General features: G+C 61.3%; 24 protein-coding genes. 5 read left to right on the top strand and 19 right to left on the bottom strand.

Translation table 11 applies throughout. The annotated features are described in order from the left end of the window. Nucleotides 1-72: 72 nt before the first annotated feature. From dksA to CLU86_RS21685, 3 genes are all read right to left on the bottom strand, one after another. The gene (gene dksA, locus CLU86_RS21695; RefSeq protein ID WP_099743080.1) at nt 73-849 is read right to left on the bottom strand and encodes an RNA polymerase-binding protein DksA; all 777 of its coding nucleotides are present in this window, start codon (nt 847-849) and stop codon (nt 73-75) included. A gap of 191 nt (nt 850-1,040) precedes the next feature. Next, nucleotides 1,041-2,123 (bottom strand): GTP-binding protein, encoded by a 1,083-nt coding sequence (locus tag CLU86_RS21690; RefSeq protein ID WP_099659003.1) that lies wholly within the window; start codon nt 2,121-2,123, stop codon nt 1,041-1,043. Nucleotides 2,124-2,274: 151 nt separating this feature from the next. Further along, a complete protein-coding gene (locus tag CLU86_RS21685) occupies nt 2,275-3,510 on the bottom strand; it encodes a class I SAM-dependent rRNA methyltransferase (protein WP_099743079.1) in 1,236 nt (411 codons plus the stop codon). A 150-nt stretch (nt 3,511-3,660) separates the two neighbouring features. Here CLU86_RS21685 and CLU86_RS21680 point away from each other — a divergent pair, with 150 nt between their 5' ends. Both CLU86_RS21680 and CLU86_RS21675 read left to right on the top strand, forming a co-directional pair. Continuing rightward, nucleotides 3,661-4,182, top strand: coding sequence for a chemotaxis protein CheW (locus CLU86_RS21680; RefSeq protein ID WP_099743078.1), 522 nt, complete (start codon nt 3,661-3,663; stop codon nt 4,180-4,182). Nucleotides 4,183-4,272: 90 nt separating this feature from the next. Then, entirely contained in the window at nt 4,273-4,839 is a 567-nt protein-coding gene (locus CLU86_RS21675; RefSeq protein ID WP_158236363.1) for a DUF2799 domain-containing protein, read from the top strand. A gap of 18 nt (nt 4,840-4,857) precedes the next feature. On the opposite strand, the gene lepB is transcribed toward CLU86_RS21675, so the two are convergent. From lepB to dapF, 4 genes are all read right to left on the bottom strand, one after another. Then, nucleotides 4,858-5,526, bottom strand: coding sequence for a signal peptidase I (lepB, locus tag CLU86_RS21670; protein ID WP_199175162.1), 669 nt, complete (start codon nt 5,524-5,526; stop codon nt 4,858-4,860). A 244-nt stretch (nt 5,527-5,770) separates the two neighbouring features. Further along, the gene (locus CLU86_RS21665) at nt 5,771-6,745 is read right to left on the bottom strand and encodes a tyrosine recombinase XerC (RefSeq protein ID WP_099743076.1); all 975 of its coding nucleotides are present in this window, start codon (nt 6,743-6,745) and stop codon (nt 5,771-5,773) included. Between the two features lie 173 nt (nt 6,746-6,918). Next, nucleotides 6,919-7,614, bottom strand: coding sequence for a DUF484 family protein (locus CLU86_RS21660; protein ID WP_099657902.1), 696 nt, complete (start codon nt 7,612-7,614; stop codon nt 6,919-6,921). After that, nucleotides 7,611-8,489 carry a diaminopimelate epimerase gene (dapF, locus tag CLU86_RS21655; protein WP_099743762.1) on the bottom strand — a complete coding sequence of 293 codons (879 nt, stop codon included), beginning with the start codon at nt 8,487-8,489 and terminating at the stop codon, nt 7,611-7,613. Before dapF ends, CLU86_RS21660 begins: the two co-directional genes overlap by 4 nt. Nucleotides 8,490-8,620: 131 nt before the next feature. Between dapF and CLU86_RS21650 the strand changes: the two genes are divergently transcribed. Then, the gene (locus CLU86_RS21650; protein WP_099743075.1) at nt 8,621-9,337 is read left to right on the top strand and encodes a glutathione S-transferase N-terminal domain-containing protein; all 717 of its coding nucleotides are present in this window, start codon (nt 8,621-8,623) and stop codon (nt 9,335-9,337) included. 126 nt (nt 9,338-9,463) lie between these two features. Continuing rightward, nucleotides 9,464-9,661, top strand: a complete 198-nt coding sequence (locus CLU86_RS22740; RefSeq protein ID WP_143226764.1) for a hypothetical protein — start codon at nt 9,464-9,466, stop codon at nt 9,659-9,661. Nucleotides 9,662-10,281: 620 nt separating this feature from the next. On the opposite strand, the gene CLU86_RS21640 is transcribed toward CLU86_RS22740, so the two are convergent. The 12 genes from CLU86_RS21640 to CLU86_RS21585 form a co-directional block, all read right to left on the bottom strand. Further along, nucleotides 10,282-11,520 carry a TadE/TadG family type IV pilus assembly protein gene (locus tag CLU86_RS21640; RefSeq protein WP_233195162.1) on the bottom strand — a complete coding sequence of 413 codons (1,239 nt, stop codon included), beginning with the start codon at nt 11,518-11,520 and terminating at the stop codon, nt 10,282-10,284. Continuing rightward, complete coding sequence (locus CLU86_RS21635; protein WP_099743072.1) at nt 11,486-11,809, bottom strand: DUF192 domain-containing protein; 324 nt, start codon at nt 11,807-11,809, stop codon at nt 11,486-11,488. The genes CLU86_RS21640 and CLU86_RS21635 overlap by 35 nt, the downstream gene beginning before the upstream one ends. Then, nucleotides 11,806-12,693 (bottom strand): type II secretion system F family protein, encoded by an 888-nt coding sequence (locus tag CLU86_RS21630; RefSeq protein ID WP_099743071.1) that lies wholly within the window; start codon nt 12,691-12,693, stop codon nt 11,806-11,808. The genes CLU86_RS21635 and CLU86_RS21630 overlap by 4 nt, the downstream gene beginning before the upstream one ends. 3 nt (nt 12,694-12,696) lie before the next feature. Next, the gene (locus CLU86_RS21625; protein ID WP_099743070.1) at nt 12,697-13,554 is read right to left on the bottom strand and encodes a type II secretion system F family protein; all 858 of its coding nucleotides are present in this window, start codon (nt 13,552-13,554) and stop codon (nt 12,697-12,699) included. Then, the gene (locus CLU86_RS21620; RefSeq protein WP_099743069.1) at nt 13,551-15,215 is read right to left on the bottom strand and encodes an ATPase, T2SS/T4P/T4SS family; all 1,665 of its coding nucleotides are present in this window, start codon (nt 15,213-15,215) and stop codon (nt 13,551-13,553) included. Before CLU86_RS21620 ends, CLU86_RS21625 begins: the two co-directional genes overlap by 4 nt. Before the next feature lie 37 nt (nt 15,216-15,252). Next, nucleotides 15,253-16,836, bottom strand: coding sequence for a type II and III secretion system protein family protein (locus tag CLU86_RS21615; protein ID WP_233195161.1), 1,584 nt, complete (start codon nt 16,834-16,836; stop codon nt 15,253-15,255). Nucleotides 16,837-16,992: 156 nt separating this feature from the next. Continuing rightward, the gene (cpaB, locus tag CLU86_RS21610) at nt 16,993-17,970 is read right to left on the bottom strand and encodes a Flp pilus assembly protein CpaB (protein WP_099743068.1); all 978 of its coding nucleotides are present in this window, start codon (nt 17,968-17,970) and stop codon (nt 16,993-16,995) included. Further along, on the bottom strand, nt 17,964-18,161 hold the full coding sequence (locus CLU86_RS21605; protein WP_233195160.1) for a hypothetical protein: 198 nt from the start codon (nt 18,159-18,161) through the stop codon (nt 17,964-17,966). Before CLU86_RS21605 ends, cpaB begins: the two co-directional genes overlap by 7 nt. 12 nt (nt 18,162-18,173) lie before the next feature. Beyond that, complete coding sequence (locus tag CLU86_RS21600) at nt 18,174-18,731, bottom strand: hypothetical protein (RefSeq protein WP_143226763.1); 558 nt, start codon at nt 18,729-18,731, stop codon at nt 18,174-18,176. Between the two features lie 206 nt (nt 18,732-18,937). Beyond that, nucleotides 18,938-20,005: a hypothetical protein gene (locus tag CLU86_RS21595; protein ID WP_099743065.1), complete on the bottom strand. Its 1,068-nt coding sequence runs from the start codon at nt 20,003-20,005 to the stop codon at nt 18,938-18,940. A gap of 171 nt (nt 20,006-20,176) precedes the next feature. Further along, a complete protein-coding gene (locus CLU86_RS21590) occupies nt 20,177-21,979 on the bottom strand; it encodes a hypothetical protein (protein WP_099743064.1) in 1,803 nt (600 codons plus the stop codon). A 193-nt stretch (nt 21,980-22,172) separates the two neighbouring features. Then, complete coding sequence (locus CLU86_RS21585; protein WP_369803861.1) at nt 22,173-22,496, bottom strand: pilus assembly protein; 324 nt, start codon at nt 22,494-22,496, stop codon at nt 22,173-22,175. 367 nt (nt 22,497-22,863) lie between these two features. On the opposite strand from CLU86_RS21585, the gene CLU86_RS21580 reads away from it, so the two are divergent. Further along, the gene (locus CLU86_RS21580; RefSeq protein ID WP_099743063.1) at nt 22,864-24,543 is read left to right on the top strand and encodes an MBL fold metallo-hydrolase; all 1,680 of its coding nucleotides are present in this window, start codon (nt 22,864-22,866) and stop codon (nt 24,541-24,543) included. Nucleotides 24,544-24,579: the final 36 nt, after the last annotated feature.

Raw genomic sequence — 24,579 nt, 5'->3', positions numbered from 1 at the left:
TAACGCCTGAGTTGGAGGGTGTGAATGAACCCCGCGTGTCCAAGCGGGCATGGCGGGGGTTTTCACGCAAGCTCAGTCCCCAAACATCTTCTGCTTGAGTTCACGGCGCTGCTGGGCTTCCAGCGACAGCGTGGCCGTGGGGCGGGCGATCAAGCGGCCCACACCAATGGGCTCACCCGTTTCGTCGCAGTAGCCGTAGTCGCCAGCGTCGATGCGGGCGATGGACTGCTCAATCTTCTTGAGCAGCTTGCGTTCGCGGTCACGGGTGCGCAGCTCCAGCGCGTGTTCTTCTTCGATGGTGGCGCGGTCGGCGGGGTCAGGCACCACCACGGTGTCTTCACGCAGGTGCTCGGTGGTTTCACCGGCGCTGTTATGGATGTCTTGCTTGAGCTGCACCAGCTTCAGGCGGAAAAACGCCATCTGCTTGTCGTTCATGTATTCGCTGTCAGGCATGGCCAGCACTTCAGCATCTGTCAGCTCTTGGGCCGTCTTGGCTTTCCAGTTGTTGGCAAGCTTGGGGTCTTTTTTTGCAGCGGTGAAGGTGGGGTGCACTGGCGCGGTCGTGGGCATGGTGTGTTGGTAACTGGCTTTGGCAGCGGTCGATGCCACTGCTTGGGCCATGGATGGTACGGTCAATTGGGCCAAACGCGAAGAAGGCCGGGTGGTGCGCAGAGGCACCTGCGGGTCTGCCGACGCGGGCACCGCCGCAGGCGCCACGGGAGTGGCTGCTGCGACCTTGGAGGAAGCAGCAGCCTTGATGGCCTTGGCTGGTGCCGGGGCAGCAGCGGCCTTGGCCGCGGGTGCAGACGCTTTGGTTGCCGCCTTGGGTTTGCTGGTTTCGGCTTTCACTTCCTGGTCTCCTCGCAATACGGGCAGGCCCCGGCTGCAAGTGCAGCCTGGGACGGATGGCAAGCCTTCCGGGGTTTTACCGGGGCGCGATTGTATCGACCTGCGCCGCTGCAAACGAAAACGTTGCAGATACAACACACCGAGGTCTTTCCCCCAGGGGAAAAGGCGCTCGCCACAGGCTCAAGCCCGGCTCACACCAAGCTCTGGTCCAGCCCCTGGCGGAAGATGTCCTGCGGCAGATCGATGCCGATGAACACCATCTTGCTCAACCGGGCTTCGCCCTCGGCCCACTGTGGCCCCAGGTCGCTGCCCATAAGCTGGTGCACACCCTGGAAGATCACCTTACGCTCAGTGCCCTTCATATTCAAGACCCCTTTGTAGCGCAGCATGCGCGGGCCATAAATGTTGACGATGGCACCCAGGAAGTCTTCGAGCTTGGCGGGGTCAAACGGGCGATCGGAGCGGTAGACAAAGCTCTTGACGTCGTCATCGTGGTGATGGTGGTGGCCATGGCCGTGCTGGTGCGAGGGGTGGTTGCACGCCTCGCCGGGAGCATGGTCGTGGTGCTCATGCCCCTCATGCGCATGGTCATGGTCGCCGTGGCTGTGGTCGTCCTCTTCTTTGAGAAAGTCAGGGTCGATGTCCAGCTTGGCGTTGAGGTTGAAGCCCCGCAGGTCCAGCACCTCCTTGATCGGCACCTCGCCAAAATGCACCGCCTTGATGGGCGCACGCGGGTTCATGTGCTTGAGGCGATGCGTCAGCGCGTCCACGTCCTGGGCGCTCACCAGGTCGGTCTTGGACAGGAAAATCTGGTCGGCAAAGCCCACCTGGCGGCGTGCCTCCTGGCGGTCGTTGAGCTGCTGAGCCGCGTGCTTGGCATCCACCAGGGTGATGATGGAGTCGATCAGGTAGGTCTCGGCAATCTCTTCGTCCATAAAGAACGTTTGCGCCACGGGGCCAGGGTCGGCCAGGCCGGTGGTCTCGATCACGATGCGCTCAAAGTCCAGCAGGCCCTTGCGCTTCTTGGCGGCCAGCAGTTGCAGGGTTTCGCGCAGGTCTTCGCGGATGGTGCAGCAGATGCAGCCGTTGCTCATCTGCACGATCTGCTCTTTCGAGTCCGTCACCAGGATGTCGTTGTCGATGTTTTCTTCGCCAAACTCGTTTTCGATCACTGCGATCTTCTGGCCATGGGCCTCGCTCAAGACACGCTTGAGCAAGGTGGTTTTACCCGAGCCCAAAAAGCCCGTGAGGATGGTGACTGGAATGAGTGCCATGGGAATCTCTTTCAAATGAAATAGGGCGGGAGCGAAAGCCCCCGCCCGTTGGGCAACCGAGCCCGCAGATCGGGTTGAAACCGGGTTTTTCCAGTGTATCGATCGTGTCAAGCCCCCCCGGCGCGAAAAAATGCGCTGGGAGTGCGCAGCCTCAGCCCTTGCGCATCACCACCAGGCCCTTGAGGTATTCCCCTTCAGGAAACTCCAATGTCATCGGGTGGTCAGGTGCGCCCCCCAGGCGTTCGGTGATGTAGCCATCCACCCCTGCATCAGCCCCGGCGGAGGCCACGATCTTGTGGAACAGATCGGCACTGATACCGCCCGAGCAGGAGAAAGTGAACAGCACACCGCCCGGCTCCAACAATTGCAGCGCCAGGCGGTTGATGTCTTTGTAGGCCCGCGCCGCACGCTCAGCATGCGCCGCAGTGGGCGCAAACTTGGGCGGGTCCAGCACGATGGCGTCAAAGCGCACACCGTCTTTCAAAAACTGGCGCAGCGATGCATTCACATCGGCATCCATGAACCGGGCCTGCGCCACGTCAAAGCCATTGAGCAGGACATGGGCGCGGGCCCGCTCCAGCGCGGGGCCGGATGAATCGATGGAAGTCACCTCGCCACCGCCCTGCCCGCCCGCCTGCTCGGCTGCCCGCATGCCCGCCAGTGCGGCCACGCTGAAGCCGCCGGTGTAGCAAAAGCAGTTCAGCACCTTGCGCAGGTTCAAGCGCTGCACACAGTCGGCAAAGCGCTTGCGGCTGTCGCGCTGGTCCAGGTAAAAGCCAGTTTTGTGGCCCTCGGCAATGTTCAACGTCAGGCGCCAGTCGTGCTCGTGGATGGTCAGCTCCAGCGGCGGCTCGGGCTGCCCAGCCGCAGGCCCACCCCGCAGCCAGCCCGTGGCAGGCTCCAGCCCTTCCAGTTGGCGCACGTTGGCGTCTGACCTTTCATAGAGCTTGCTCAGCCCCGTGGCCTGCAACAAGGCATCGGCCAGCACCGCCTTCCAGCGCTCGGTGCCCGCACTGGTGAACTGGGCCACCAGCGTGTCGCCGTAGCGGTCCACGATCAGGCCTGGCAGCCCGTCGGACTCACCGTGCACCAGCCGCACGCCATCGCTTTTCACATCAAATCGTGCTCTAGCGCGGATAGAACGAGCGCAAGCAGCTATGAAAAAAGAAGCATCAATGCGCTGCGTCTCGTCAAAGCTCCACACCCGCGCCCGGATGCGCGAGTTGGGGCTGAACGCCGCCCAGCCCAAAAATTGCCCCTCGTGCGACTCCACGCGCACCGTCTCGCCACTGTCGCCACCGCCTTTGGCGATGGCAGAGTCAAATATCCACGGGTGGCGGCGCTGCAGCGAGCGCTCCTTGCCTTGCTTGAGTCGGATCGTTTTCATCCCTGGATTGTGCAGGCAGCCATCCCTGCACACAGCGCCCGCCCCTCAAGCGAATGGCATCGCACTGAAATAAAATTGCCAAAATTGACACACCGCCATCTCATTGATAAAATTTGATTCACATTTTTATCATTTAAGCCGGAGCATCCGATGATCAACGCCGCAACCGCCACGCCCTCCTCCTTCTCAGCGTCCTCCAGTGGCACCGGGGCGCTGACCCAGATTCGGGAATTCCTAGCTTTCAAGATTGCCAACGAGGAATACGGCGTGGACATCCTGCGGGTGCAGGAAATCCGCTCGTACGAAAAGCCCACCACCATTGCCAATGCGCCCGAGCACCTCAAGGGCGTGGTGAACCTGCGCGGCGTGATCGTTCCCATCATCGACCTGCGCATCAAGCTGGGCGTGAGCGAAGTGCAATACAACCACCTCACCGTGGTGATCGTGCTGAACATCGGCCAGCGCGTGATCGGCGTGGTGGTGGACGGCGTCTCGGACGTGCTGACGCTGGAGCCCTCGCAACTGCGCCCCGTGCCCGCACTCGACTCGAACTTCGACCCAGAACACCTGCTGGCCATTGGGTCGGTGGACGACCGCATGCTCATCTTGCTGGACATCGAGAAATTTCTGGCAGACACCGTGCTGGGCGAAGCAGCGGTGGCCACCCACTGAATTGACCGCCCCGCCTGCAGCGGCAGGCCCGCGCGCATGCCGCGCAAACATTGCTGGCGCAGGCGTCAAACCCTGGCTAGGATGCCGCGCATGAAATCCCCATTGCGCCCATTGACCCCTTTCCTGTGGCCTGCTGCGGCAGCCACAGCCCTGCTGCTGGCGGGCTGCACCAGCATGACCCCCGAGCAATGCAAAGTGGCCGACTGGTACCAGGTGGGGCTGGAGGACGGCAGCCACGGCGAGCCCCCGCGCAGCCAGCTGGCCGACTACGCCAAGGACTGCGCCGAAGTGGGCGTGCGCCCCGATGCCGAGCGCTACAGGACGGGCTGGGAAGCGGGGATTCCGCGCTTTTGCACGCCTTACAGTGGCTGGCGTGAGGGCACCCAAGGCAACACCAGCAAACAAGACGCCTGCCGTGGGCGCCCGAGCGAAGGGGCCTTTGCCATGGCTTTGGGCTCGGGGCTGCAGGTGCACCGCACCCAGCAATCACTCAACAGCAACGACAGCGAGATTCGGCGGCTGGAAAAGCGTTTGCAGGACAAAAACCTGAGCGACAAACAGCGCGGCGAGACCCGTGACCGCCTGCGCTACCTGGACTTTGAACAATCGCGCCTGCGCCGCCTGCTGGCCGACCAGGAACGCATGGCACCGCGCTGAGCACAGCCGCGCAGTGCGCTACAACGGCAGGCCAATGCGCTGCAGCCGGGGCGCCCAATGCCCCAGGATGTCTGCCGACACCAGCACGCGGCGTGCCTGCCCAATCAGCAGGTGGCGCGGGACCAGGCCGATGTAGCGTGAATCCACGCTGTCGTCTCGGTTATCGCCCAGCATGAGGTATTGGCCTGCAGGCACCTCAATGGCGTCAAACGTGCTGCGTGCAGGCACGCCATGCAACCACTGCACGCGCCGCTCGTGCCCGCCCAAGCGCTCCGTCCAGCGCGTGGCCTGCACCATAGCGCCCACACCCACGGCCTCTTGCACCACCTCGGGTGCGTCGTATTGGGCGGCCTGGCCGTTGATGTAAAGCACCTCGTTGCGCATCTCCACGCGGTCGCCCGGCACAGCGGCAATGCGCTTGATGAGGCGCGTGCCGTCTTGCGGCGACGTAAAGGTCACCACATCGCCACGCTGCGGCTCACCCAGCGGCAGCAGCACCACGTCCGTCAGCGGCAGCTTGACGTCATACGCCAGCCGATTCACGAACACCACATCGCCCTCCAACAACGTCGGCCGCATGGAGCCTGAGGGGATAGGGTTCCAGTCGGCCACTGCTGTGCGAAAGATGCCAAAGCACAACAACAGCACGAGGAACCCACGGTTTGACTTGATCCAGTTCCGCAGCATGTCAACAGCTCCACGGCCCCCACAGCGAGCGCCCCTCTGCTCGGATGCATTGGCTTGCCTCTTGGTTCCCATGGCGAACCACCTGGAAACAACACACAACACGCCGCCGCGCGGCCGCCTAGGCACGACAAGCCGACCATGTGGGCATGCCATCAGCAGCGCGCGCGGTCACGCCAGCGCACTCGTGGAACTGGCTCCGCCAGGCCACCGGGTGCGTCCCCCTTGGGGGAAGCGGCGCAGCCGCTCAGGGGGATTTCTTTTTGGCCCTGGGATGGGCCGCGTCATACACCTTGGCCAGGTGCTGAAAATCCAGCCGCGTGTACACCTGCGTGGTGGTGATGTTGGCGTGCCCCAGCAGCTCCTGAACCGCCCGCAAGTCGCTGCTGGACTGCAGCACATGGCTGGCAAACGAGTGGCGCAGCATGTGCGGGTGCACCGGGGTGGTGAGCCCCGCCAGCTGGCTGCGCTGGCGCAGCCGCAGCCACACGGATTGGGCTGTGAGACGCTTGCCGCGCTGGCCCACGAACAAGGCCCCATCGAGCCGGGCTGAGGAGGCCCCAAACGGCTGCGCCCGCAAGGCCAGCCAAGCCTGCAAGGCCTGCACCGCAGCCCGGCCTACAGGCACGCTGCGGCGCTTGCTGCCTTTGCCAAACACATGGGCTTCACCCGCCTGCAAATCGACCCAGCCACGGCCTTCGCGCTGGGCTTGCGGGCTGGCCACGGCGTCCAACCCCACCAGCTCGCCCACGCGCAGGCCACAGCCGTACAGCAGCTCAACCATGGCGGCATCGCGCGCTTCCAGCCACGGGTCGGCCCCGGTGTTTTCGTAATCGGCCAGGCGCACCGCATCGTCCACACCCAAGGCCTTGGGCAAAGGCTTGGGGGCTTTGGGTGCGCGCACGTCCTGCACGGGGTTGTGCGCCACCAGCCCCTGGCGCCCCGCCCAGGTGTAAAACCCACGCCAGCCCGAGAGAATGAGCGCAATGCCCCGCCCGCTGCGCCCACCGCTGTGCATATGCGCCACAAACCGGCGGATGTGCGCACTGGTCAGCTGCAGCAACGGCGTCTTCACCCCTGCGGCAAACTGCGCGAGCTTTTCCAGGTCCAGTGTGTACAGCGTGAGCGTGCGCGCCGCCAGCCGTTTCTCTACCCGCACATGCTCCAGGTAGCGCAGAACCTGGGGATCGGTGGGGAGTGATGCGACCACGGCGTCGGACATGAGGCTCTAGCAGAACCTGCGCGCAGACCCCGGCGTGTCCGAGCCCCCACTGGGGCACAGCGTACGCAACCGGCGCGGCCACAGGCCAGTGCCACCGTGGAGCCGGCTTTGCCGGTCCAGGGGTGGCGTCCCCCCCTCGGGGGGGGAAGACGCGAAGCGGCTCAGGGGGGGCTTCACTTCAACCGCACCAGCGCCGCGCTGGCCAGCTCCGCAATGCGCGAGAGGAATTCCGTGCCCATGGTGGCATCAAAGCGCTGCGGGTCTTGCGATCCCAGCACCAGCAGGCCAAACGCGGGGGTGGCGCTGTCGATGGCGCCTTCGCGCAGCGGCAGCAAGGCCAGGGACTGAGCGGGCTCACCGCCCGCGTCCTGCGCCAGCCAGCCCGCAGGCTCAAAGCCCAGGTTGGGGCCACAAAACGGCATAGTCAGCGACGAGGCAAACGCCCGTGCGTCCTCGCTGGCGCCTTGGGTGAAGTCGGCGTCGATGTACGGGCCTGCCACCGTCCAGACACGCACCGTGGCCTGGGGCACATCGAACAGGGTGCGGATGCCGCTGACCACTGCCTCGGGCAGGTCAAACGGGTCTTTCACGCGCAGCAGGGCGCTGGTCCACTGGTGCACCTTGGTGGCAATGGCGGTGTTGTCGTTGCTGTTGCGCACCATGTCCATGATGCGGTGCTCCAGCCCCTTGATCTTTTCGCGCAGCATCTCGGCCTGGCGCTCTTGCAGGCTCACGGCGCGCTGGCCGTGGGGGCTGGTGATCTGAACGCTGGCCAACACTTCGGCATGGCGTTCAAAGAAGCCAGGCGTGTTGGTCAGAAAGTTGGCGATGTCTTCTTCGGTGATCGGGGGGATGTGGGTGCTGCTCATAGGGTGTCAGGAATGTCGATCTGGCCTTCGAACACGGTGGTGGCCGGGCCCGTCATGTAAAGGGTGTCCGTCTCCTGGCCGCTCCAGGCGATGGTGAGGCGGCCGCCGCGCATGTCCACATGCACTTCGTTGTCGAGCAGCCCCAGGCGAATGCCCGCGGCCACGGCCGCGCAGGCGCCGGTGCCGCAGGCCAGCGTCTCGCCCGTGCCACGCTCAAACACGCGCAGGCGCACATGGGTGCGGCTCACCACCTGCAAAAAGCCCGCGTTCACGCGCTGCGGAAAGCGCACATGCCGCTCGACCAGCGGGCCCCAGATGGCCACGGGGGCGGTGTCCACATCATCGACCAGCTGCACCGCATGCGGATTGCCCATGGACACAACCGCTACCAAAACAGTAGCTGGTTGCGCTGGTACATCAAGCGCTAGAGGCCATTTTTGCCCTGAACCTTGCGCCACCGGCTGCAGGCCAGCGGTGTCAAAGGGCACGCGGGCGGGCTCCAGCACCGGGCGGCCCATGTCCACGGTGACGCGGCCATCGGGCGTGAGGCGGGGGGCGATGACGCCGCTGAGCGTTTGCACGCGGATGGTGTCCTTGTCCGTCAGGCCCTTGTCGCGCACATAGCGGGCAAAGCAGCGCGAGCCATTGCCGCACTGCTCCACCTCGCCGCCGTCGGCGTTGTGGATCACGTATTCAAAGTCGATGCCCTCTGCGGGCGAGGGCCGCACGGTGAGGATTTGATCGGCCCCCACGCCAAAGTGGCGGTCGGCCAGGTAGCGGTATTGCGTGGCCGTGAGCCCCAGTCGGCCCTGGGTTTCGTCCAGCACGACAAAGTCGTTGCCAGCGCCCTGCATTTTGGTAAAGCGAATCTGCATCTGCGGATTATCGTCGCTGCCCGCCAGCACTGCAGCAGGCCATCAAGGTCACAAAACCCTGATGGCGCAACGATGTGTACGGCGGTTTAGGCTGGTGGGTGTTTCAACCGTTCACCCCCCCAAGGAGTACCATGCCCGACCACGCCAGCGCCCTCTCCCACTTCCCCATCACCCGCAAGTGGCCCGCCCAGCACCCTGACCGCCTGCAGTTGTACTCGCTGCCCACGCCCAACGGCGTGAAGGTGTCCATCGCCCTGGAAGAGCTGGGCCTGCCGTACGAAGCGCACCTGGTGAGCTTCGAGACCAATGACCAGATGTCGCCCGAGTTCCTGTCGCTGAACCCGAACAACAAGATCCCCGCCATCCTCGACCCGAACGGCCCCGGCGGCCAGCCCCTGGCGCTGTTCGAGTCCGGCGCCATCCTTGTGTACCTGGCCGAAAAGACGGGCCAGCTGCTGCCCGCCGACGCCGCCGGGCGCTACGAAACCCTGCAGTGGGTCATGTTCCAGATGGGCGGCGTGGGCCCCATGTTTGGGCAGCTCGGGTTCTTCCACAAGTTTGCGGGCAAGGACTACGAAGACAAGCGCCCACGCGACCGCTACGTGCACGAATCAAAGCGTTTGCTGGGCGTGCTCAACCAGCGCATGGCCGCTCGCCAATGGATCATGGGCGACACCTACACCATCGCCGACATCGCGATATGGCCCTGGGTGCGCAACCTGGTGGGCTTTTACGAAGCGGGCGAGCTGGTGGGGTTTGACGCCTTCCCCGAAGTACAGCGCGTGCTGGCCGCCTTCGTCGCGCGTCCAGCGGTGGTCAAGGGGCTGAACGTTCCGCCCCGGGGCTGAGCACCTGTCTGCAACCGCCCAAGGGCCGCAGTTTCTGGCGCGCCTTTGATCTCGATCATGCCCGCGCCGTGACCAGCATCAATACCAGCGCCTACCATCAAACCCACATAACAAAGGGAGTGCCCCATGGGTTTAACGGTCGAAGTTTTGAATGATCTGGAGGCACGCAACCTCCAGGCCGCAGCCCAGGCGGCCTTGGTGGAAAACAACGCGATTGCGTTGATTGAGCTGCTGGAAATGCTGTGGAGCTGCGACCTGGAAGGCGCCAACACGGTGATCGACGCCGTGCTGCAGCGCCTGCAGCAATTGCGCTCGCTGCGTTGATGGCTCAGCGCCCCGCCAGGCTTGGGCCAACGCTTTAGCAGTTCAGACCCGGTGCGGCGTTCAGTGTGTCCAAACGCAGCGCAAGGTATCAACACAGCAGCTGTGGGCCTGATAAAGAAAGGGACGAGCCCAGACGATACCGATGGATCGAACGCCCATCCGCACTGGCGCTGCACAGTCGGGGGATGTCTGGTCGCAGAACGTGCTCAGCCGCTCAACGCAAACGGGCCAGTTCGGCCTTCAATGCGGCCACATCCGCCATCAACCTTGTTCGCCGCTGCGCCGCTTGCGGCGGGCTGGGCACTTGGTCACTGCCCGTCACAGACGCCAAGTCCGCTTGCGTTTTCTCTAGCTCACGCTCCAAGATAAGCCGCCTCTCGTCTGTTGCGGACGAACCCATGGCCACAGGCGCTGGGCCAAGGCGCCCCTCCTTTGAACCGCCCTGGACAGCCGGTGCCGCGGCACAAGATCGCCCGGTTTGCGTAGCCCCGCCGAGCAAATACTCCACCCCTTGGTGCACGCAAACGGTCTGCCCCGCAGCCAGTGCGGCGTAACCGCCCAATGCCAGCCCCCACACTCCACGCCAAAGCGCTGAGGCCGCAGCAATGCGCCGCCCCACCTTAGTTGGCCGCGCTGAATGGGTTGGGCACATTCTCGACACCTTGCGGATCGCTCCAGATAGCGGGACAAAACGCATTGCGCAAGCCCACAGCATCCTTCAAGCCGCCCAACGCGGCATTGCCTGCCTGCGCCGTGACCCACTGCGCCCCCCCCCGAATGATGCCCACCAAGTCAGGCACGATCGTGGCGTACTGCTCCAAGCCACTCCCGGAGCCCGCCACGCTCCAGTTGAAACTAGCGTTGATGTCACTGGCATCCCTTTGGGGTCCAAACGCATAGAACGGATGCCAGTACAGACTGGACTGCATGCCAGCGACCCCTTCCTTGGTCAGCGGAAAGCGCCCCTGCGACAAAAAATGCTCGTCGATCGCCGAGCGCGTAGATGCACCGTCCGGCTTCACGCCCCCGCTCGTGGTCATGACCGACTGGAAGCTATGCGACACGTAAGCGTAGCCCTGCATCGCCTTGATGATGATGGGCCCGGCGATCGGAACATTCAGCTTGTAGCCGTAGTGCACGCGCAGGTGCAGGATGTTGCTCTCGCCCAGCGTCTTGTTGGAGGCAGCGCCGCGCAGCCGAGGGTTACCTGGGTCGTTCAAATTGCCTGCTGCGGTATCGACCGCGCTGGTCTTGGCGTCCCGCTCGTACGGCAATGGTTTGCGGTAGCGCAGGGTGTCATTGGGTATGCGAACGATGCCGCGATGCTCCCCATAGTTCTCGACCATGGCCCAATCCAGAAATGTGTTCTGTGTCGGGTTGAGATACTCCACACAACCCGCCTTGAGCAGGTCCACGTGCGTGTCAGCCCAGCCCTTGAACACCCCCCCCACGCTGGCATCCTTGACGTACAACGGCATCATGCCGCGCACCAGTCCCTGCCACACACTGCCCTTGGTGAGCGCGGATTTGACATTCCCCAGAACCGCATCGGGCAACATGCCTTTTCTGCTGCTGGGAATGCGCAGCTCATAAGGGACAGGCAATGCATTGTTCAAAGAACCGCCCCGCGCCGCCTCATGGGCAGCGTACTGCACCGTCAGGCTTGCGCGGTAAATGAGGGCAAACTGAATCACTGACAGCGACAACACCAAAACCACCGGCAAAGCGATCAAGGTCTCTGTCATGGAGACACCGCGCACACCACGGCTCTGCTTGCACCGCAGTCGCCCCCTCGATCCAATACGTTTCATTGTGCTCATCCTGTCAGCTCCACCTGAGTGGCTGTTGTTCTCGGACACCCCAAAGGGATGCGTCTCCCTGGCGCAACTCCAGCACCTGGTGGGCCCCGCGGCACCACACCAAGCGCCAGGGTTTGACGTGGTGGGCAACCTTGAGCACACGAGAGTCTCGGTCGAGAAACACAACGTCGATGGGATAACGCATAAAGAAGGTGTGCACGCCAGCACAACGCTCAAACAACAACCCCTGCCCTGAAATGGGCTGCGGCTCAACGATCAGGCCCAAAGCGCGCTCGTGAAAACGCCGCGCGACGCGCACCTTCAATTCACGGGAGATCACGGCGCTCATTTCAAAGTCGAGAACATTTGCACCGCCAAGGGGAAAAAAATCACCAAAAACGTCACTGGAAAAATGAAGATCACCAGCGGCCCCAGCATCTTGACTGGAGCCTCCATGGCCAGCTTCTCGGCATGCTGAAAGCGCTCCGTGCGGCGCTGGTCAGCAATCGCGGCCAAGGTATCGGCAATGCTGGCCCCCAATGATTCCGCCTGCGTCAGGTTCGACACCAGGCCTCGAATGTGCTTGTTGTCCATGCGCTCTGCCATCGCGTTCAGCGCATCGATACGGCTCATGCCCGTGCGCATCTCCCGCAGCAATCGCTCAAACTCTTCGTGTAGCGCTCCCCGGGGGCCTTTTTGCACAGCCTGGGAGATGGCTGCCGACAACCCCAAACCCGCCTGGCAACACAGCGTGATAAGGTCCAGGTAGCCCGGCAGCGTACGCAAAATCTCCTTGTCACGGCGCTTTTTCCTGTCGCCCACCCAGATGGCCGGATAAACCCATCCCAAGGCCAGGGCGCCCAGTACCAATGTGCGAGTCCACACGCCATCGAGCTTTAGAAACCACGCGACCAGACCTGCCAAGATTCCGGCAATTGCCATGGAAATCGCGCGAACGGCGATGAATTCCTCGGGCCGCAGGATGTACTCCAAACCCGCCAATTGCAGCCTGCGCTTCCAGCGCAGCAGCATGGAAGTCGGCGCGATCTCGGACACATGGGACTGGAGCACATTCACGGCACCCCACACCAGAGCAATTCCCCAAGGCAATGGGTCCATGTGCTCGCGATTGGAAGGGCGAGCCTTGCGCACAATCGCAATGCTATACAGCAGCAGTATTGCGGCCATCACACCGCAAACAAAGGTCACAGAGACCAAGATGGCGCTTTGCATGGCTCAGATGTCGATCGCGACAATTTTTTGAATGGAAAAGTAACCCAGCGTCAGCATGACAATCATCACGCTGAGAACGGCCCAGCCAATGGGCGTGACGAACAGCAGGTTCATGGTGGGCTGCATGAAATACAAAATCGCCATGAGCACCACGGGAAACATCGTCATCACAATGCCTTGAATACGCCCCTGGGCCGTCAAAGCAGAAATACGCCCCTCCAGAATCGCCTTTTTTCTGAGTGTTTCTGCCAGCTGCTGCAGCGGCTCCGACAGATTGCCCCCGACCTCCTTGGCCACCCGCAGGGCCACCACCACCAACACGAAATCCGGAATCTGGATGCGCTGCGACATGTTTTGGATGGCATCGTCAAACGAAAGCCCCAGGCGCTGCTCTTTGAGCACCACCGAAAACTCCTCACCCAGCGGCCCCTTTTGATCGCGCACCAAAATCTGCAAAGCCACCGACAGCGCACTGCCCGCACGCAACGCGCTGGCAATAAAGAGCAACGCATCAGGTAACTCCGCCTCGATGCGCTTACGCCGCTTTTTGCGCTGCAACGCATACCACTTCGACGGCATGAAGTAGGCAAAGCAGCAAGTCGCCACAGCCCAAAAAAGATTGCGCGTGAGCAAGTAGGCCAAAAGCCCCATCAACACGACCGCAACCACATGCCCCGTCGCAAGCGACAAAGCCTTTTGCGCATGAAAGCTGGAGATGTCCAGTGTGGACAAAGCGCGATGCTGTAGATAGTGAGACAGCCGATTTTTTAGTGCCTCAAATCGACTGAACAACAGCCAAGAGACCACCAATACAAAACCCACCGAGGCCAGCAAAAAGCCGACAAGCTGCCATGACTTCATGATGTCGTCGTGTTGAAAAACAGCTCTTGCATGTTCACTGGCACACCATGCTCGACCAGTCGGGACACAAAATCAGGAATCACACCCGTGGCCTCAAAGGTGCCCTGCGTTCTGAACTCTGCATCCAGCCCAGACTTCTTGAAAACGTAAATGTCCTGCATCTGAATGACGCCATCGGTACACCTCAGCACCTCGGTGATTTGGGTGACCTTGCGACTGCCACATGGAAAGCGCGTGAGCTGAACGATCAAATGAATCGCTGAGGCGATCTGCTCCCGAATGGCGGTCACCGGGATGTTCATGCCGGCCATGGTGACCAGCACCTCCATCCGCGCAGCCGCGTCGCGGGGTGTGTTGGCGTGAAGGGTGGTGAGCGATCCATCGTGCCCTGTGTTCATGGCCTGCAGCATGTCCAATGCTTCGCCACTTCGGCACTCGCCCACCACAATCCGGTCGGGCCGCATGCGCAGCGAGTTTTTCACCAAATCCCGGATCGTGACAGCGCCCTTGCCTTCAATGTTGGGGGGACGCGCCTCCAGAGACACCAAATTGGGCTGATTCAATGAAAGCTCCGCAGCATCCTCCACCGTCACGATCCGTTCATTGTTGGGAATGAAGTTCGACATCAGGTTCAAAAGCGTCGTCTTGCCCGTACCGGTTCCCCCTGAGACCACAATGTTGAGCTTGTTGCCGACGGCCAGCTGAAGAAACTCCACCATCGCTTGGGATATGGACTTGTACTGCACCATGCCTTCGGCGCCCATGCGGTTTTTGGGGAACTTCCGGATGGTGATGCTCGGCCCCCGAATTGCGAGAGGGGCGATGATGGCGTTCACGCGCGAGCCATCCTTGAGACGCGCATCCACCATGGGCGAGCTTTCGTCGATACGGCGCCCCAATGGCGTCACGATGCGCTCTATCGCGCCATTGACGGCCAAGTCGCTGGTGAAGGACACATCGGTGCGCTCCAGGCGCCCACGGCGCTCAATCCAAATCTCATCAAAACGGTTGACCATCACTTCGGTGATGGATTCGTCCTTGAGCAGCACTTCGATAGGCCCCAGCCCGATGGCCTCATCCAGCAGTTGCTGGCTCAACTCAGCCTTGTCGATGGTTTCTGGCAACTCTGCGGAGTCACGGATGATTTCGGCAATCAACGCGCGCACGTTAGAGCGCAGCTCGTCGTCTTTCATCTTGATGGTGTCAATGCGCCGCACCTCCAGCTGCTCCAGCAGCACGCGATGCAAAGCCCGCCGCCAATGCAGCAATGGGTCTTCGGTGCGCTGGCTAGTGCTGGGCGCTGCGGATGCCGATGGGTGCGACGGGCCCGAATGGGCCACACCGACCTCGGCGGGCGCCTCAAGCAACGACTCGTCCAGCGAAACGATGAGCGAATGCCCCCCGACGACCAATTCCTCACCGCCTCGGCAGGGCCCGTAGCGCGTCACGCGTTCATTGTTGACCCATGTTCCAAACAGGCTGCCACGGTCTTCGACAAAGACCATGCCGTCGTGCTGAATCACGACCGCATGGTCACGGGCCACGTTCCACCCCGACAAGATCAGATCACGGTCAGGGGCCTTGCCAATGGTGAAGGTGTCCACATTCAGCGGCAGCTCCTGGATGGCTTGGCGGGGTGAGTTCAGAAGAAGTTTGTGCATAAATAGCTCAAGGTGCGCTTTGCCACGGGCTCTCGGATTACCTCGGGTCCAGGGCGTCGAGGTTCACCGGTGTGGGCAATTTCTTGGGCGGCGTATCCGACAGGTCTTCCGTCAGGTCACCAAAGCCCTGAGATATGTTTTTCTCCAACTTGTTGACTCGCTCAATGCGGGAAACTGAGTCTTTTGGATTGACGACCCTGGGCGTCAAGAACACCACGGTTTCAAGCAGCTTGTCGCTGTCGTTGGCATTCTTGAACGCCCAGCCCAAAACAGGCAGATTGCGAAGACCCGGCAAGCCGTCTGAGCCCCGTGTCGACGAGCGACTAAGCAGGCCAGAGATCACGATGGTGTCGCCATCATTCACGTTGAACTCGGTTTCGGTGCGTCGGGTTTGCAAACCCGGAATCCCTTGCACCGAAACAGACTGGTCGATGCTGCTGACTTCTGCCAGCAACGAGCCTGAAATGGTTCCCACCCCGTCCGCTACGGGCTTGATATCCAGCCGCAGCCCATAGGGCTTGTAGCTCACAGAGCCCGTGCCCAGTGCACTCATGGCGGGCAGCGGTATCTCACCACCGGACAAGAACTTGGCATCCCCCCCGCTGCGCGTGGTGAGTGTTGGGGACGCGAGCAGGTAAGCATTGCCACGTTGAACCTGCAAGTTGATGGTCGAATGCAGTGCTGTGCTCAAGCCAAAGTAGTACTGCGGGCTGCGCCGCGTCTGCCCCAACAGGGCGCCAGAGCCATAGTTGTTGTCGGTGTTGAGGTAGGGCGATCCGTCAGGCAGCACACGAAAGTTGCTGTTCGATGCGATGTCAGAAAACAGCCCGAAATTGAACCCATCTGCAGAGGTACTCCATTTCATTCCCAAATCATCCAGTGCCGACTTGGTGAACTCCACAATGCGCACTTGCACCTCGACCATGCGGTCGACACGCAAGCGTTCGGATGTGGCGAACGACACAACGGCAGGCCCATACAGGGCGGCAATGTCGCGCAGTCGGGACACGGCGGCCGGGTCCAGATTGGCCCCGTCCAAAATGATTTTCTCGCCCACCCGGAACAAGCTGACCCCTGCGATGCCTGCCGTCAGGCTGGATATTTCCTCGTGAATGCGGTCAAGGTCCATCACATTCACGCGCACCTTCACACTTTTGACTTGCCCCCGTTTGTTCCAGACATGGATGGTGCTTTCACCGCCATCCAGTGCCGTCAGCAGCATGTTTTTCCCATCAACAACCCGCGCCTCCATCACCTTGCCATTGCCCACAGCCACCCGAGCGACGTCTCCAATCTCAATCAAGCTCATCTGCCCCACATAGAGCGATAGGGAGCTAGGCAGCGCATTGAGCACCGTGGGCTGCCGCCGCAGCGGAGCTGCGCCATTGGCCGCCACCGCTGCATCACCAGACTGCGCCGTGGCAAGCACCGGCACCGAGCGAAACCCCGGCGACTGAGCAGATGCCGGGGCATTCGGCGCCGATGGAGACTTGGGCTCCGAGGTGGCCTGCAGGCCCTGGGCCGCCCGAATCAGCTCCCCCATGGCAGCGGCACGCACGGCGTCGGGGCTTTTTGCGGCTTGCGCTGGCGCAGCCGTGTCAAGCGATCCGGAAAGCGTCAAGGCGTGCGCGGCGACGGGCCCAAAAAGCGCCATGCACAGCAACGCGAAACAAGGCCGGGGCATGGGGGAAAGGATGGAGAATTTCATATCTGGGAGCGAGAAACAACGTGGCAAAGCAGGGCAAAGTAAGGCGATGGCGGACACGATCCAATCCGTTCAACGCAAGGCGGAGCGATCTGCCGTGGGTGGCGCAAGCAAGGCAGCCAGCGGCTCTTGAGGCCTGCTCCTGGAGCCACTGCCTCCAACGATGTACTCAATCACGTCGGTAGATTGCTTTGCAGGCGGCTCAATCAGTCGCTTTCGAAAACTCTCGATGTAGTTCGTCAAGTCACGCCCATCCGTGCCTGTTGCGATGTGCTGCCTGTCTTCTGCATTTCTCAGGGCAGCAACGATCTTTCCCATCTTTTGGGCCAAAATGAGACGCTGCGCATCAATGGGTGGCAGCGCCACCGTCACGGTGGTGTAGGTGCGCTGACGGTATGGGTCCCCATTCGGAGCCCCATCTGGTCTTTTTCTCAGCTCGGCAAATTGCTCGGACGTGATCTGCCCGGTTGCACGAACGACCACATCCTGCAGTAACGGCACTACCACCGAATCACCCGTCTGTCGCTCTGACGCGTTGTCACCGATAAACAGAAAATCGATGTAGTCCCCGGCCCGCAACATCCCCGATATGGAGCTGACCTCGTCTACAGGAATCGTGACGGCGCGCACACCACGCTCCAGCTCTTCGGAAAACAGCTTTTGCGGCGTCGAGAAAAATCCGGCCAACAAAGGCTTACCGGCCGCAACCCCGACGGTGAGCTGCCGGCCAATGTAGGCCTCGATCGCGCCTGGCTGGATGGAGTCGGAATGCAAGTAGGCCGTGGGCACCCTACGCTGCGCAATCAAGTCAGGGGTCAGCACGGTGCCTGGGCGCAAGTCTTGCACCGGCACGACGACATCCGAGCGCTGTCGCTCCACTTCAGAAGCAAGGTTTTGCTGAATCTCGTGCTCAGAGGTCTTGAGGTAGTACCAGCCCAGCACTGCGGCGATGGCGCCGAGCACCAGCGCGGCAATCAAGGGCGCAGCGCGGCGCGATCCTATCGCGAGTTTGGCGAATCGGCTGTTGTTGGTTGAATTGGAGGTCACCATGGCAGAGAAATCGTGTAGGAATAAGAGACCCAGGCTTTTCTGAAGCCTTCGATCAACATGTAAAAAACGGACTTGTCCGCCCAAGGAACCTTGACGAAAAGAGCAATGGCCAGAATGCCGGCAACGATGACGTATTCCGTCATCACCTGCCCGGCCATGCGGATGGCCGCTTTGTGGGTTTTAGCGCGCATTCGTGACATCCGTTACGGCTGCAGGGTGTTGCTGATCACAATGGAGCAAAACTGGCCATTGCGGGTGGTGGCGACAATGGCTTCTTGCTTGTTGCGCCTCAAAACGGTCTGAATCCGCAGCCCACCTTTGAGGGTGCTGCGCCCGACCACAGTCCAGCCGCGCAACAGCGCCTGCTCGCGGATGTACAGCTCATTGGCCTCAACGCTGAGGCTGTTGCCGTACACCGTGGTTCGATTGACCAGGTCGGCATCAAAAGAGAACGTGTCCGAGAGTTGATCGGTGCCCAGTGGCATCGTCAACGCCAAGTCCTGCGCCAACTGCGGACCCACAATGTCTGGAACCTTTCCGTATACCCAGGCGGTGGTGAATCGAACCTGGGTCTTGCCAGCCTCTTTGGACGGTTTGAATTCCGCCACGATGCGAAAGTCGCCATCGCGGGCCGCCATGACGAGATTTCCATTCAAACGCGTCTCGACAAAATCCCGCTTGGTTTGGAGCCAGTCCCGGTAAAACGTCACCTCTCGCTCTGTGCTCCCAGAGAGATCAATCCCCTTGATCTGCATGGGCACACCGTTTTGCACCAGGCGCTCTGCAACCCAATACGCAGACACCTTTTTGTCGGGCACCAACACAGCAGGCCAGTGGATGGCAGGCCATGCCTGGGCCAGCGCTGGCCCAGCCCAACACGCAAGCCACACCAGCAACATGGCCGCGGCATGCCGCAACGGCGGCCGAACACGAACACAGGGCCCCAGCCCTGCATGCAAACGCATCCTCATGGCAGGGTGTTCACCACAGGAGGCGGGGGGAACGAGCGGTAGTAACGAAAGCAGTCCTTGCTGCCTGGTTTTTCCAGCGGGCCGCAATCGTGTTCAGCCGGGTTTTCGTTGTAAGCACTGTCGGCAGGGATTTTTTGCTGCCACTCATACCGGTCCAATGGCGCAGATTTTTCTTGCGCATCACCGGGCTGCAGACCAAACGTGAGGCTCTTGTGGTCAAACGTAGGCCAAATGGTTTTGAGCGTGTAGCTCAGCTGGTGCAGTGGCGCCCTGAAATCTTGGTACTCGGGCCGATCGAGCAGCTTGGTAGGTACCAAGCCCTGGATTTTGGATTCTTCCCGGTTCGTGCCCCCAGCGCTCCAAGGTTCGCTGAGCATGGTGACGTGGTCTTTGATCTCCAGGCGCAACGGCAACGGAACATCATTGCGATGCAACGCCGAGGTCTTCAGACCAAACTCTGTGGGAAACCGCTCTGCCACCGAGCCCGCACCGCGCACCAATTCGACGTCGGTGCGGAAATAGCCTTGGGTGACGAAGCGAAACTTCGCAATCGACTCCCCTTTGGCAAGGTTTTGAACCTTACCGATTTCAGAGAAAACACCGTCCATGAATGCCGCGACCGAAGGCAAACTGGCTGCGGTGGTGCGCACCGTCAGAGACTCGTTGTACTTGGGCATCTGCACCTGCCCGGCAGTGAACTCAGCCACCTGTTCACCATGCACCGACTCATCGGCATCCATCTTCGTGTCCCGAAAGACATGTCGGCGTGAATCATTCACAAGTTCTGCATCCGACTTGCGAATGGAGCCACTGGCACCTTTGTATTGGTCCGCAGACATCGCCTCGGTCTCGGTGGCATCAGGAAACCACACCGAACGCTGCCAGGCATTGAGCTTGGCAGCGGCGGTCACCTCCATGCGGGCGGAACCATAGCCAGCAATCAATGGGATTGCGGCCAACAGCAGTGCGGCAAAACTGCTGATGAGAATCACCTCGGTGAGCGCGCTACCCTCATGCGCGCTCCGCCAGCCACCCCGGATGTTTCCGACACCAGTGCGTTTCATGTCCAGATCTCAAACGGGGTGAATGGTTGCAAACGACCCGACAGGGCTGCGCCAAAGTGCGCCACCCCACCGGCAGGCAGATGCGCCGCCATGGCGACGCAGCGCACTCACACCAACCGGCAGGCGAGGTTTAAAGGCAAGGGCAGACACAGCGACTTCTTTCAAGGCTTTTCAACGGTTCGCGTCGCTGTTGTCGGCTTCTGATGAGCCACTGAAGACGCCCTCAGACCCACTCAAAGCCACCCCAGCAACCGCCACTCCACGCGCCCAAATAGAAGGCTCTACGTTGTGCACCTGCCAGTACGGAGAGAACAGGCTTTTGTGCTCCACATAGCCCCCCGTAAAACCTATCTGGATGGACTTGCCAGCAATCGTCACCACCTTGTAGTCGTCCTTGGTGAGATCGCGGCGCTGCCAGCGGTCTTGCGGACGCTTGAAATACAGCTGGGCAGACGAAAGGACGCTGATGTCGCCACCAAACAATTTGTCTTTTAACCCCACGCTGTTTTCACGCCCAGCCCAGCCATGGCGCGACTGCTCAGCGGTGCCAATGTCGCTGCCCTTTTTGCCAACCACTACAGAAATGGTGGGGCCGTTGTCCGTCAGGCTGCCCCACTTGCGAGGGTTCACACTGGTCATGGCCAGGTCGCTCCACCATTTGTCCTGGTCTTTGGCCTTGAACGAACGAACCTGGCGCACGTCCCAGTAACGGGGCATCGAAAAATTGTTGGTCACCAAGCCAATTTCGGTGCGGGGCTTGTATTTGTAGGCCGCGCCGTACTGGCCCACGATGATGGGTGTTGCCAGGATGTCGCCGTCATCGTCTCGGCCCGCTCCATAAATGGCGCTGCTCCACAGCCCATCTTTGGTGAGTTTTCCGTAGTCCCGCTTTTCGTCGTTTTGGTACGTGGGATCCACGTTGGTGGGTTTGAAGCTCTCGTCGTAGGAGCGAAGCGCAAGGCGCTTACCCGACCAGCCGCTGTCGTCATACCATCGACCGCTCGTTGCTGCAGCGGCCCCCATGCCGAAGTCACCGATCACCCGCTCTCCCAGCAATGGCCCCGTGCCCGCCACCATCAAGGCGTCGGCCGACTGCCAGCGAATGCGCCCTCGCTCTTGCAGCAACGTGCTGCCCCGCGTCGCTACCAATTCAGTGCCGCCCTTCCAGCTCACGGCCCCCTGAATCAGCGCCTGCAGTGCAGCAGCGACCGGGCTGTCGCCCGCATCGAACGATGCGCCATCGGATTGCAACTTGCCAATGCCGTCGGAGAAAAGCAGTGGCAAAATCCGGCGCTCTTTCGTGAAGTCATCCCGCGTCGTTTGCGCAGCGTGCGCAAAACGCATGGCGTCAGAAAAATCTTCTTCGCCGTTGTCTCTGTCGTCTGTGGTTTTGTACAAGCGAATGAAATCCAGCACCTCCAGGGACGAAGTGGCGATCAGTGGTGCATTGGCCGCCGTGGGCAGATAGGCATTGGGGTCGTTTTCATTGAGCACATCCTTGGCGATGACCACCGCCTCAGGAATGCTGGCACCTGTCGTGGCCGCCTGCGCCAACGAAATCGCTTGATTCAAAACGCGCAACGCATCGGCCATTAACTGAAACGGCTTCGCAGATGGGCTGATCACCTCAGCAATGTTGTCGGCCCGTTTGGCGTACTTGGCGGCCGCAACAACGTTTTCCGCGTACTTCTCCAGTCGCATCACGGCGGTGACAAAATCCAGCCGCGCCGCCGCAGCGGCAGCTTGCGCAAGGTTCCAAATGCCCTTTTGCGCCTCAATCTGCATCCCCGCCACCTGGATGTTGGCCGCAGTGGAGACCACCATACCCACCGAGGTCTGCAGACTGGCCATCAACGCAACGCCGCCTTCATTGGCAGCCATCGCCCGATTGGTGTACGCCAAAAAGTTGAGCTGTCGGGCAAAAACCGTGGAGGCGCTGTAGCTGATCGCGTCTGCACTGTTCTGCAGCTTCATCTTCTCGCGCGCAGTGACCGCTGTATTGAAAACAATAAATATTCCCAAACACACAGCAGGAATAATCGCCAACAGATAAACAATGACCTGCCCACCCTGATAGCGATAGCCGCGCACATCCTCCTCCAGTTTTTTAATTGGTTACCTTCTTTTTTGCCCAACCCCTCCACCAAGAGAGTTTGGGCATTTTTATTTAGTTACCAGCACCCTTGTTACCACCTTCGGTGTAGGTCTTCATATTCATATTCTTTTGTGCATTCGTAAGCGCCTTGTCTGCGGCTTGCTTTGCAATATCAATACCCTTGGAGCCATCTTCGCCACCGACTTCATTCGCCATACCAGCGACCTGACCACGCACCGTTTGACCGAAGAAGCTGAATGCGGCGATGGCAGCAATCGCAATCAGGCCAAGAATGATGATGTATTCCGTCATCCCTTGACCACGGGATTTGAAATCTTTGCCAATGGCTGAACTATTGAATTTATTTTTCATCTCAACAAAAAAGAGAATTTTCATGACAAACCCTTGAATGGATAAATTTAAAAAGCGCCCATCAACACCACGATCGACAAGCCGCCCCCCAGGAAAACCCGATGCTGGCGAATCATATCGGCATCAAAACTGGTGAGCAAATTTATTACCAGCTACAAGTTTCATCAAATTTTAATAATTAACCACTAAGCAAAAACAAACAAAATCATCCCAATAACCATACAAATCCATCATCTCAATCAAATTCAAAAATAACCTCTTCAAAAAACCAAAGCCACTGCGATAAACCTCCCCATGGCGTTGCACCTCAACCACTTTTCAATCGAAAAATTTGCAACAAACAGGAACAATCCGGGCCCAATCTTTACGAGTGCCGCTCGATAATTTCGCTATGTCCCGTCTATCGCAGCAACTACACAGCCCGCGCGAACCCGTGCGCCCCCTGCATGCCGCCACCGTGCTGCTGCTGCGCGATGCCTCGCCGGGCGGAGACCTGGAAGTCCTGATGACCCGCCGCTCAAGCAAGGCCAGCTTTGCACCCGGGGCCTATGTGTTTCCGGGCGGGGGCATCGACCCGCTGGACGCGCAATCGCACACCGCCGCCGACCGCCGCCCCACGCAAAGCGACGAGCACCTGACCCAGGCCATCGCCGCCATCCGCGAGAGCTTTGAAGAGCTAGGCGTATTGCTGGCCCGCCATGCCGACGGCCCCCGCAAAGGCCAGATGGCCGATGCGCAAGACATTGCCGCGCTGGACCGCCACGCCCCGTTTGCCGCGCAGTGCGCCGCGCGCGGCCTGCGGCTGGCGGCCGACAGCGTGTTCCAGCTGGCCCACTGGACGGCCGACCGTGACCTGCCCAAGCGCTTTGCCGTGCCCTTCCTGGTGGCCCGCATGCCCGAGGGGCAAGAGCCCGTGGCCGACGAGGCCGAGCAGTTTGAGCCCGTGTGGGTGCGCCCGGCCGACGCGCTGGCACGGCACGAGGCGGGGCAGTTCTTCATGATCTTCCCCACCATCCGCACACTGCAACGGCTGGCCCGCTTTGCCAATACCCACGCCGTGCTGGCCGCGCTGGTGCACGAGCAACCGCTGTGGACGAGTTGCCCCCGTGCGGGCTTGCTGGCTGGCAAAGAGGCGCGCTACATGGAGGGCGATGCCCCCTTTGGCGAACTCGCCCTGGTCTGCCCCGACGGCCAGGTGGTGCACCCGCTGGACTGGCAAACCGAGCGCCCGGTGCCGCTGCTCAACAACGTGCAGCGCCTGACCGCCCCCAACTCGGGCGTGATGACCGGGCCCGGCACCAACAGCTACCTGGTGGGCGAGCCGGGCACCGGCTTCATCGCCATCGACCCCGGACCGGCCGACCCGGAGCACCTGGAAAAACTCTGGCGCGCAGCCAGTGGCGATATCCGCATGATCGTGTGCACCCATTCGCACCCCGACCACTCGCCCGGCGCGGCCCCGCTGCAGGCCCTGTGCGAGCGCGCAGGCCGCCGCAAGCCGCCCATCCTGGGCCTGCCATCGGCCCCCACCGCACGGGTGGCCAGCCAGTTCGCGCCCGACAGGCCGCTACAAAATAATGAGCTGCTCACGCTTACTGGACAAGCGCTAGAAGGCCAAATCACCCATACCCTGCAAGTGGTGCACACCCCGGGCCATGCCGCCAACCATGTGTGCCTGCTGCTGGTGGAAGACGGCCTGCTGTTCAGCGGCGACCACATCCTCAACGGCAGCACCACGGTGATTGACCCGCCCGACGGCAACATGGCCGACTACCTGGAGTCCCTGGACCGGCTCGATGCCCTGTGCGCCGAGCGGGGCGTTGAGTTCATCCTGCCCGCCCACGGCTATGTGCTGGACAATGCACGGGGTGCCATCGCCCACCTGCGCGGCCACCGCCTGGCCCGAGAAGCCAAGGTGCTGGCCGCCATGCAGGCGCTGCCCGATGGCACGCCCGAAGACTGGGTGCGCCATGCCTACAGCGACGTGCCCCCGCGCATGTGGCCCGTGGCCCAGCGCTCGCTGCTCGCCCATGTCGAGCGCATCCGCACCCTGCCGCCGGGCAACCACTGATCGACTTTTGCCCTCTTCACAAGAACAACGAGCCTT

The organism is Acidovorax sp. 62, from assembly GCF_002754495.1.
Taxonomy (GTDB): Bacteria; Pseudomonadota; Gammaproteobacteria; order Burkholderiales; family Burkholderiaceae_C; genus Acidovorax.
The sequence above is the reverse complement of the archived record's forward strand: the minus strand, read 5'-3'. Positions and strand labels throughout refer to the sequence as shown.

Coding starts and splice junctions, on each gene's coding strand:
- CLU86_RS21690 (WP_099659003.1), bottom strand. CDS start 2,123: ATGGCACTCATTCCAGTCACCATCCTCACGGGCTTTTTGGGCTCGGGT.
- CLU86_RS21685 (WP_099743079.1), bottom strand. CDS start 3,510: ATGAAAACGATCCGACTCAAGCAAGGCAAGGAGCGCTCGCTGCAGCGC.
- CLU86_RS21680 (WP_099743078.1), top strand. CDS start 3,661: ATGATCAACGCCGCAACCGCCACGCCCTCCTCCTTCTCAGCGTCCTCC.
- CLU86_RS21675 (WP_158236363.1), top strand. CDS start 4,273: ATGAAATCCCCATTGCGCCCATTGACCCCTTTCCTGTGGCCTGCTGCG.
- lepB (WP_199175162.1), bottom strand. CDS start 5,526: ATGCTGCGGAACTGGATCAAGTCAAACCGTGGGTTCCTCGTGCTGTTG.
- CLU86_RS21665 (WP_099743076.1), bottom strand. CDS start 6,745: ATGTCCGACGCCGTGGTCGCATCACTCCCCACCGATCCCCAGGTTCTG.
- CLU86_RS21660 (WP_099657902.1), bottom strand. CDS start 7,614: ATGAGCAGCACCCACATCCCCCCGATCACCGAAGAAGACATCGCCAAC.
- dapF (WP_099743762.1), bottom strand. CDS start 8,489: ATGCAGATTCGCTTTACCAAAATGCAGGGCGCTGGCAACGACTTTGTC.
- CLU86_RS21650 (WP_099743075.1), top strand. CDS start 8,621: ATGCCCGACCACGCCAGCGCCCTCTCCCACTTCCCCATCACCCGCAAG.
- CLU86_RS22740 (WP_143226764.1), top strand. CDS start 9,464: ATGGGTTTAACGGTCGAAGTTTTGAATGATCTGGAGGCACGCAACCTC.
- CLU86_RS21635 (WP_099743072.1), bottom strand. CDS start 11,809: ATGAGCGCCGTGATCTCCCGTGAATTGAAGGTGCGCGTCGCGCGGCGT.
- CLU86_RS21630 (WP_099743071.1), bottom strand. CDS start 12,693: ATGCAAAGCGCCATCTTGGTCTCTGTGACCTTTGTTTGCGGTGTGATG.
- CLU86_RS21625 (WP_099743070.1), bottom strand. CDS start 13,554: ATGAAGTCATGGCAGCTTGTCGGCTTTTTGCTGGCCTCGGTGGGTTTT.
- CLU86_RS21620 (WP_099743069.1), bottom strand. CDS start 15,215: ATGCACAAACTTCTTCTGAACTCACCCCGCCAAGCCATCCAGGAGCTG.
- cpaB (WP_099743068.1), bottom strand. CDS start 17,970: ATGGTGACCTCCAATTCAACCAACAACAGCCGATTCGCCAAACTCGCG.
- CLU86_RS21605 (WP_233195160.1), bottom strand. CDS start 18,161: ATGCGCGCTAAAACCCACAAAGCGGCCATCCGCATGGCCGGGCAGGTG.
- CLU86_RS21595 (WP_099743065.1), bottom strand. CDS start 20,005: ATGAAACGCACTGGTGTCGGAAACATCCGGGGTGGCTGGCGGAGCGCG.
- CLU86_RS21590 (WP_099743064.1), bottom strand. CDS start 21,979: ATGAAGCTGCAGAACAGTGCAGACGCGATCAGCTACAGCGCCTCCACG.
- CLU86_RS21585 (WP_369803861.1), bottom strand. CDS start 22,496: ATGAAAATTCTCTTTTTTGTTGAGATGAAAAATAAATTCAATAGTTCA.
- CLU86_RS21580 (WP_099743063.1), top strand. CDS start 22,864: ATGTCCCGTCTATCGCAGCAACTACACAGCCCGCGCGAACCCGTGCGC.